General features: G+C 35.3%; 5 protein-coding genes. 1 reads left to right on the top strand and 4 read right to left on the bottom strand.

The genetic code is table 11. The annotated features are described in order from the left end of the window. Window positions 1-10: 10 nt before the first annotated feature. The gene (locus CKK03_RS06575; protein WP_099361784.1) at window positions 11-265 is read right to left on the bottom strand and encodes a hypothetical protein; all 255 of its coding nucleotides are present in this window, start codon (window positions 263-265) and stop codon (window positions 11-13) included. 494 nt (window positions 266-759) lie between these two features. Between CKK03_RS06575 and CKK03_RS06565 the strand changes: the two genes are divergently transcribed. Further along, window positions 760-1,716, top strand: coding sequence for a processed acidic surface protein (locus tag CKK03_RS06565; protein ID WP_245864022.1), 957 nt, complete (start codon window positions 760-762; stop codon window positions 1,714-1,716). 39 nt (window positions 1,717-1,755) lie between these two features. On the opposite strand, the gene CKK03_RS06560 is transcribed toward CKK03_RS06565, so the two are convergent. The 3 genes from CKK03_RS06560 to CKK03_RS06550 all read right to left on the bottom strand — a co-directional run bounded on the left by CKK03_RS06560 (window position 1,756) and on the right by CKK03_RS06550 (window position 6,900). Further along, entirely contained in the window at window positions 1,756-2,667 is a 912-nt protein-coding gene (locus tag CKK03_RS06560) for a DMT family transporter (protein ID WP_099355598.1), read from the bottom strand. A gap of 82 nt (window positions 2,668-2,749) precedes the next feature. Beyond that, window positions 2,750-4,651 carry a beta-propeller domain-containing protein gene (locus CKK03_RS06555; protein WP_099361834.1) on the bottom strand — a complete coding sequence of 634 codons (1,902 nt, stop codon included), beginning with the start codon at window positions 4,649-4,651 and terminating at the stop codon, window positions 2,750-2,752. 650 nt (window positions 4,652-5,301) lie between these two features. Beyond that, on the bottom strand, window positions 5,302-6,900 hold the full coding sequence (locus CKK03_RS06550; protein ID WP_099361782.1) for an aminotransferase class V-fold PLP-dependent enzyme: 1,599 nt from the start codon (window positions 6,898-6,900) through the stop codon (window positions 5,302-5,304). Between the last annotated feature and the right edge of the window lie 13 nt (window positions 6,901-6,913).

The raw sequence follows: 6,913 nt of genomic DNA, 5'->3' as shown, positions 1-6,913 counted from the left end.
TGTATTGTGTTCAGTTTTCAAAGAACTTTGTCCATCGCCCTGAAGCGACTTTTCTAATATAACATTTTTGATTTCGAGTGTCAACTTCTTTTTTTAAAAGTTTTTTTATCACTCTTTCAATTTCAGTATCGCTTGTTTTGGCGACAAGAATTAATATATCATCTCTTTTAACCTTTTTCAATACCTTTTTCAAAAAAAGTTTTAAGGATTTTTTTAAAGTACTCTCTTCTCTTTTCTCTACTAATTCATCATGTGATAAAGCCATGAATATTATACAAGAAATAGTTTTGGGATGAAATACTTTTTATAGGAATTAATAAAGCTGGTTCTATTATATTTATCAATCCATTTAAGTCCTCTATTATTTTATTCATATTTACTAGAGTGACTCATATATTTTATTAATGGGATTTTTGGAAGGAGGAAAGGTTTTGATTTTTGACTTTTTGCAAGCGGTAGGAATGTTTTTATCATTAGCTATGTGCTTATTTTTGTTTTCATTCGTATATATTGAAGGTTTGAGAATAAGCAATAATGAAGGAAGAATCGAGGCCAGCACTTTTATCACTTTTGTTTCGTCTATCATTATGGCCTTCGTTTTCAGTTTTTTTGCTAGTTCCTTTTATTAATTTCGTTCCATTCTGACATTACTATTGCTTGGATGTCAGTTTTTTTTATGCCTATTCTTCTCTCATATGCATTATTTGGTAAAAGTTGAAAATACTAGACCTATGAATATAATGGCTTGGAGGAAGAGGAATGAAGAAGTTATTACTAATTGGGGTTATTTTTTTATTCCAGTTTTCGTTTTTATCTAATGGTGTGTTTGCTGAGGTAACCCCTGAGGAATTAAAGAATTATACATCAGAAACCGGTTTTACCGAGAGTGATCTTGAGGATTATTTAGAAGTTTACGATTTGTCCGTAAAGGATTTTGAGACTGTTGATGAATTGGTTTCCTATTTAGGTGAGCCTGTTAACAAAGAAACAATCCAGACTCTTTTATCAAAACATAATATAAATGAGGATGAGTTACAGCATATCCTTGGTGGTTTTGGGGAGTCAATCCATGATTATTTATTTATTAAGGACCTCGAAACTACGGTTGATTTCTATTTAAATCATGCTGAGGTGATAGTAGAGGCAGAGCGGATGCTCTCAGAAATTGGATTAACGGAAGAAGAGATTGATGGTTTATTTCTTCACTTTTTAAGTCTAAATGATATGAATTTTGAGGAGAATATGAAATCTCTTAGTTCTAATTTAGAGCAATATTTCTCCTATAATAGTTCAGAGGGATTATCGGCAGAGCAGCAAAAAGAGCTTCTTGTGATGTATGATAAAATGATTGAAATCTTTGAGTTACAGCCACGGTACTTTCTATTAAAAGATGGTGTTAAGGAAGCTGTTGCATATAATAAGCTTCTTGAGAAAAGTTCACTTGATGGGGCAGACCTATTAGTTGAGCTTTACCGGACAAATGATGAGTACTTGCTGGATCTTAAGGTTTCCGAGGATATGCTAGCTTCTGACTTTATCCTTGTACGTGGAGAAAAGTTACTTACGGTAGCAACTCTGGCTACAGAAATGAGTGTAAAGGTACAAGGGAATAAGCTCCCAACAACGGCTAGTCCTTATTCCAATCTACTATTAATTGGGGCTTTATTAATAGTGATGGGAATCGGCTCCGTTATTATGACTCGAAAATTTACTTAAAAATGAAGCCATGTCTACGCTAATAGACATGGCTTTTCTTTACCCTACACTTTGCTCTGATAGTCGAACCCGCTGTTTTTTCTTCCTTTCACCTATGGAGTAAAGCCAAATACCAAGTATGATAATGACTCCTCCGAAAATCTGTGTATGGATGATTTTTTCTGAAAGGATAAAATATGCTAGTATCGCTGCACCAACTGGCTCAAATAGGATACTTACCGAAATAGTTGAGGTACTTACCCATTTTAATGACCAATTGAAAAGATTGTGACCGAGTAAGGTAGGTACAATTGCTAGTAGTAAGAAGTACATCCAATCTTGACTCGCGTATCCTCCTAATGGATATTTGAGGATCACTACGTATAAGAATAAAGTAATTGTACTGATGCTGTAAACAACAAATGTATAGGTGACAAGTGTTAGGCGTTTTCGTACTGTTTGCCCAAATAACAGATAGGCTGTCACCATTATGCAGGAAACAATCGCTAAAAAGTCACCATATAACGCACTCCCACTTATTTGGAAATCTCCCCAACTAATAATGATACTACCACATAGAGCTAAACAGGTACTTAAGATTGCGCCTAAGCCTATTTTTTCTTTAAACAAAAAATAGGTTCCGATAAAAGCAAAGACAGGCTGCATGGTCACCAGAACAGTCGAACTTGTTACGGATGTATAGTTGAGTGATTCGAACCAAAGTATGAAATGTAGAGCTAAAAATACCCCTGAAATGCTAGAAAATAGCCAATCTCTTTTCTTTATGGCCCGCAGTTCATTTCTATATTTCCATAAAAAAACAGGAAGCATCAAGAGAACTGTAAAAAAGAGCCGGTAAAAAGCGATAACGGGTGCAGGAGCATTTGCTAATTTCACAAATATAGCCGAGGTAGATACCGAAACGGCACCAATGGCTAATACAAAGTATGGATTTATTTTCGGTTGATTCATGTATGTCCCTTCATTCCTTATATAATCTTATTAAGTATATAAGATAAATACCAAAAAAGGATAGAAGAAATTCTACCCTTTTTTAACGCAACGAAGATGCAGAAATTTGCTCATAGTTTTTTACGTTATATGCAGAAATTTTTGTCGGCGAAATAGCGTATAGAGTATCACCGATTGTCAGGACACGTTGAATCTCACCCTCCCATGTTTCATATGGGCCAGGAACATCATGGGATAGCTTTGCTTTAAGTTCAATTCCTTCTAAATTGATATCGTACACAAAAGCTCCCTGAAATTCGAAGCGTTGTTCGTACTGCTTACCTTCTATATTTTGAAAAACAGTAATAGGGAATGCGAAGATTCCTTTTTCCTTATTAAACAATAGAGCCTTATGGTCATAATTTAAAGGCGAGTATGTTCCTCTACCACCAATGATTTCTGTGAATTTCTCCTTTGGATGATTCACATCTCGAATATCAAACAAGGAAATTTTGATCCCATCTGTATACACCCTTGGCTCACCCGTACTTGTTTTATCGGCGACCACCTTTGTGTCATAACCAAAGCCTATTAGATGGTTTTCGTCATACGGATGAAGGTAATTACTAAAGCCAGGTATTTTCAACTCACCTAGTACCTTTGGATTTTTTGGATTGCTAGCATCAATCACAAACAATGGATCGACTTGTTTAAAGGTGACAATATAGATTCGATCCCCCATGAATCTTGCAGAATAAATTCGTTCTCCACGAGCTAAATCACTTAAGGAACCAATTTGCTTTAAATTCTCATCATAAATATACAAATTATTCGCAGAAGGTTTGTTGGTATTCCAAGTATCCCCTTTCGTTGTGGCTACTCGGAAAGTACCGTTGTACTCGTCCATTGAAAATTGATTTAAAATCGTTCCTGGTACTTCAGTCGAACTATGGAATTCGACTTTATCCTTTTCCACTGAGAATTTATATAAGCTTGTATTCGGAGAGTTATCAGCCTCACCCTCCATAAAAGGTACGGCATAGTAGTTCGAAACCGCAATATAAATGTTCTCCTTAGACATGTACATTTGATTTCCACTTCCTATATAGGAAGTAATCGAAGCTTCTTTTTTAGGTTCATTCAAATCAAATGCAGCAATTAAAGTGAAGTTCGTTTCTTTTGACCCTGGTATATATTGAATGTCTTCATACGGGATTAATGTGCTTTCATCTTGATGTGCAGTATCTGAAAATCGCGGTCTCAATTCGACCTCTTCGTTCCTCATGTCTTCCATAATCCAATAATTTGGATAATGATTAGATACGAGATATACGTAATTGTCTATTCTCCGTGATGTCACATGATTGCCTTCTACTTCTACCCTACGTATTTCCTCGGGATTACTAGGATCATTAATGTCATAAACAATGGCGGTTGTAGCTTCAAAATGTCTAGGCGGGTATATCATCTTTCGCTGATTTGGATTTACATTTAGTGTACTATCACGGAATGTATAACCAATTACCACGAGCTGGTCTTCATACAAAAATAGTTGGCTTGGTGAAAATGAGTGTGAGAATGGTATGGATTTTAGTAAAGACATTTCCTTTGCAGGTGCTGCTTTAATGATATTGAGCTTTCCATCTATGATTTGAAAGATATGTTTTCCATCTGTTTTTACAATGTCTGCTTCATCAACACCCTGAACCTGTGTATTCGTTTCGGAATGTTCTCCTCCACCTTCAGTGGCTTGATCAGCTGCGGAGGATTCATTCGTTACAGACATTTCTTGTTTAGCGGTGTCCCTTCCGAAAATACTAAACCTTTGATTCCGCTTTTCTTCCTTAAGCGCTTCCCGAAATATCTCTTGGAGTTTTTCTTTTGTAACAGGTTGGATTTCAGTATCCATTTGGCTGACAACGGTTGGTTTTGAAGTGGTAAAAAATATAGTCATAGCCGTGATTATAATAACTGAAGCAAGATAAATGAACCATCTTTTCTTCATCCATTTCACCCCTTTTCCACTTAGACGAAACTTGGAAAGAAATGTTACATAAAAGAAAAGCGGAAGCAACTTTAAAGAGAACATCGACTAACTACCACCATTTCCTGCGGCAAAAGTAGATATGATCACTTCCTCGAAAATGCAGTGCAGTATTGTTTTTTAGCAAAAGAGCAAAAAATGTAAACACAGAAAAGGATTGCGTGTGCTTTATAAAGGTTTACAGGTTAAAAACATTTGCAAATTCCATAAAAAGGGAAATATGACTTCAAAAGAGATACTAAATGTAAATAGTACCCAGTTGTGTATCCTTTTTAATAAAAAAAGCAATAAAAGCATACGTAAATAAGGAATGCGTATGCTTTTATATAGATTGCCAGCATAAAAACATTCGCAAGTTCCATAAAAAGGTAAATCAATTTCAAAAACTACTATAACGTTCCTTAAGATTTGATTTTAAAAATAACAGCACCCTTATTCGCACTACGACAGTAACTATTGTCAATTTGCGAATAAGGGTGCTAATTATTTAATATTTTGTGTCTGTTATTAAAAAGTATATTAACTAAAACAGCTATGCTTATTACCGTATCAAAAGGAATGCTATTTTTTTTGCTAAAAATAATATTTATTAAAAAGAATCGAACTATAAACTATATCGAGGGTTCTCCTAATTTTGCATATTGATTTAATAATATCTCAAACACTCGTAGCATTCTTACTATTTTCTTTTCATCGTGGTTGCTCAGACACGAAATTTGAATCCATTTCTTTTCTTGTAAATAGCTGCTTTCATAGTGAAGATAATATCCCTGCAGTGCCATATCATCTCCAAAGTCCTTTGAAGAAATATAGCTTGGTAGTAATACCGTCATGATTGCAGGTGATGAAGATTCTTGTGGTGTTAAAATCTGTAGGCCAAGACCTTCAAGATATTCACGAATCAACTTGTATCTTGTTTTTATTTCAGAATAATACTCACCTATTTCATATTTTTTAAGAGCTTGTTTTAAAGCCTCTAGCAAGTTCGAGGAATGGGAATATGGAATACTTTGATTATAGGCATACATTCCGAGATCCAAATATCTTGGAATTGACTGATTTGGCTCAACTTCATGATTGTGGAAGACAAATGAGAGTCCAGTATAGCCACCAATTGCTTTCCCGCTCACCCCTGATGCCAAGTATATATTCTGGAAATCTAGTTTAACTGCTCCAATTGTACTAATACAATCCAGACAAAGCTTGACATTGTTCTTCAGGCAGATTTCTTTTAAATTTTCATAGTTTATGAGCATACCTGTAGAAGTTTCACTATGGACACCCCAAAGCCATGTATACTCACTATTTTCGAGTTCACTCTTTATATCCGCTTCTGTAATAGGATTTCCCCATGTTTTTTCTAATCTTGTAAAAGCTAAACCAGCTCGATTAGCATGATCAATTAATCTTGATCCAAACTCTCCATTGCTAATGATTAGGCCTTTACCTCCTAGTACAGATAGCTGGGCCGCAATAACATCATTTGCTAAAGTACCAGAGCCCACCAAAATTTCCACATGTTTTGAGTTTGTCATTTTACATAGTTTCTCTCTTACAGACTTCATTTGAAATGAAAATTCATTCGAACGATGGGAAATCGGCTCCTCACCAAGTGCTGCTTTTACATCCTCGCTTATTTTAATTGGACCAGGTAAAAAGCTAACAGGTTCTTTTAATATTCTGCCGGCCAAAGATTCATCGAACGTTTGTTTGGTTAAATACATCGGCCAAAATGACGCAACTTCGGTCCCAGTTAGAGATGCAAATGGTTTGAATCCTAATTGCCGATATAATTTTTCTTGTCTTGTTGTTCCTGAGATTAAGGCGACATCATAGCCTTCTTTCAAGCAATAATTAGACATAAGCTGGGCAAGGCCGAAAAAGATCCTCCCATTATTCCGATATTCTTCCTCAACAGCAAGCAAACGAATTTCGCACGGACTATTTGGTTTAACTGGCAGCTGTTCATCAAGATTTGGAAGCTTATGATCAAGTGAAAACGGTCTATTGGCTCTTACAGCAATCATACCTACTAATTTAGAATCCTTTACGCAAATTAAATATGTATTTTCATCATGGAATTTATCAATTAACATTTTTTCTTCATTTTTTTCATGCTGTGGAATTTCTTCAACAAATGTTTTGTAGTTTAAACGATGGATTTGATTAAATTCTTGTTTTGTCCGTGCTATTTTATAGACAAAAGTCACGTTGGAATCACTC

Origin of the sequence: Fredinandcohnia onubensis, assembly GCF_002734215.1 — a bacterium.
In the GTDB taxonomy this organism is placed as follows: domain Bacteria; phylum Bacillota; class Bacilli; order Bacillales; family Bacillaceae_L; genus Ferdinandcohnia; species Ferdinandcohnia onubensis.
Note: the sequence above shows the minus strand (reverse complement) of the source record. Positions and strands in the feature narration are given on the sequence as shown.

What these genes read in the sequence shown, in the direction of transcription:
- CKK03_RS06575 (WP_099361784.1), bottom strand. Translation starts at nt 265, where the DNA reads ATGGCTTTATCACATGATGAATTAGTAGAGAAAAGAGAAGAGAGTACT.
- CKK03_RS06565 (WP_245864022.1), top strand. Translation starts at nt 760, where the DNA reads ATGAAGAAGTTATTACTAATTGGGGTTATTTTTTTATTCCAGTTTTCG.
- CKK03_RS06560 (WP_099355598.1), bottom strand. Translation starts at nt 2,667, where the DNA reads ATGAATCAACCGAAAATAAATCCATACTTTGTATTAGCCATTGGTGCC.
- CKK03_RS06555 (WP_099361834.1), bottom strand. Translation starts at nt 4,651, where the DNA reads ATGAAGAAAAGATGGTTCATTTATCTTGCTTCAGTTATTATAATCACG.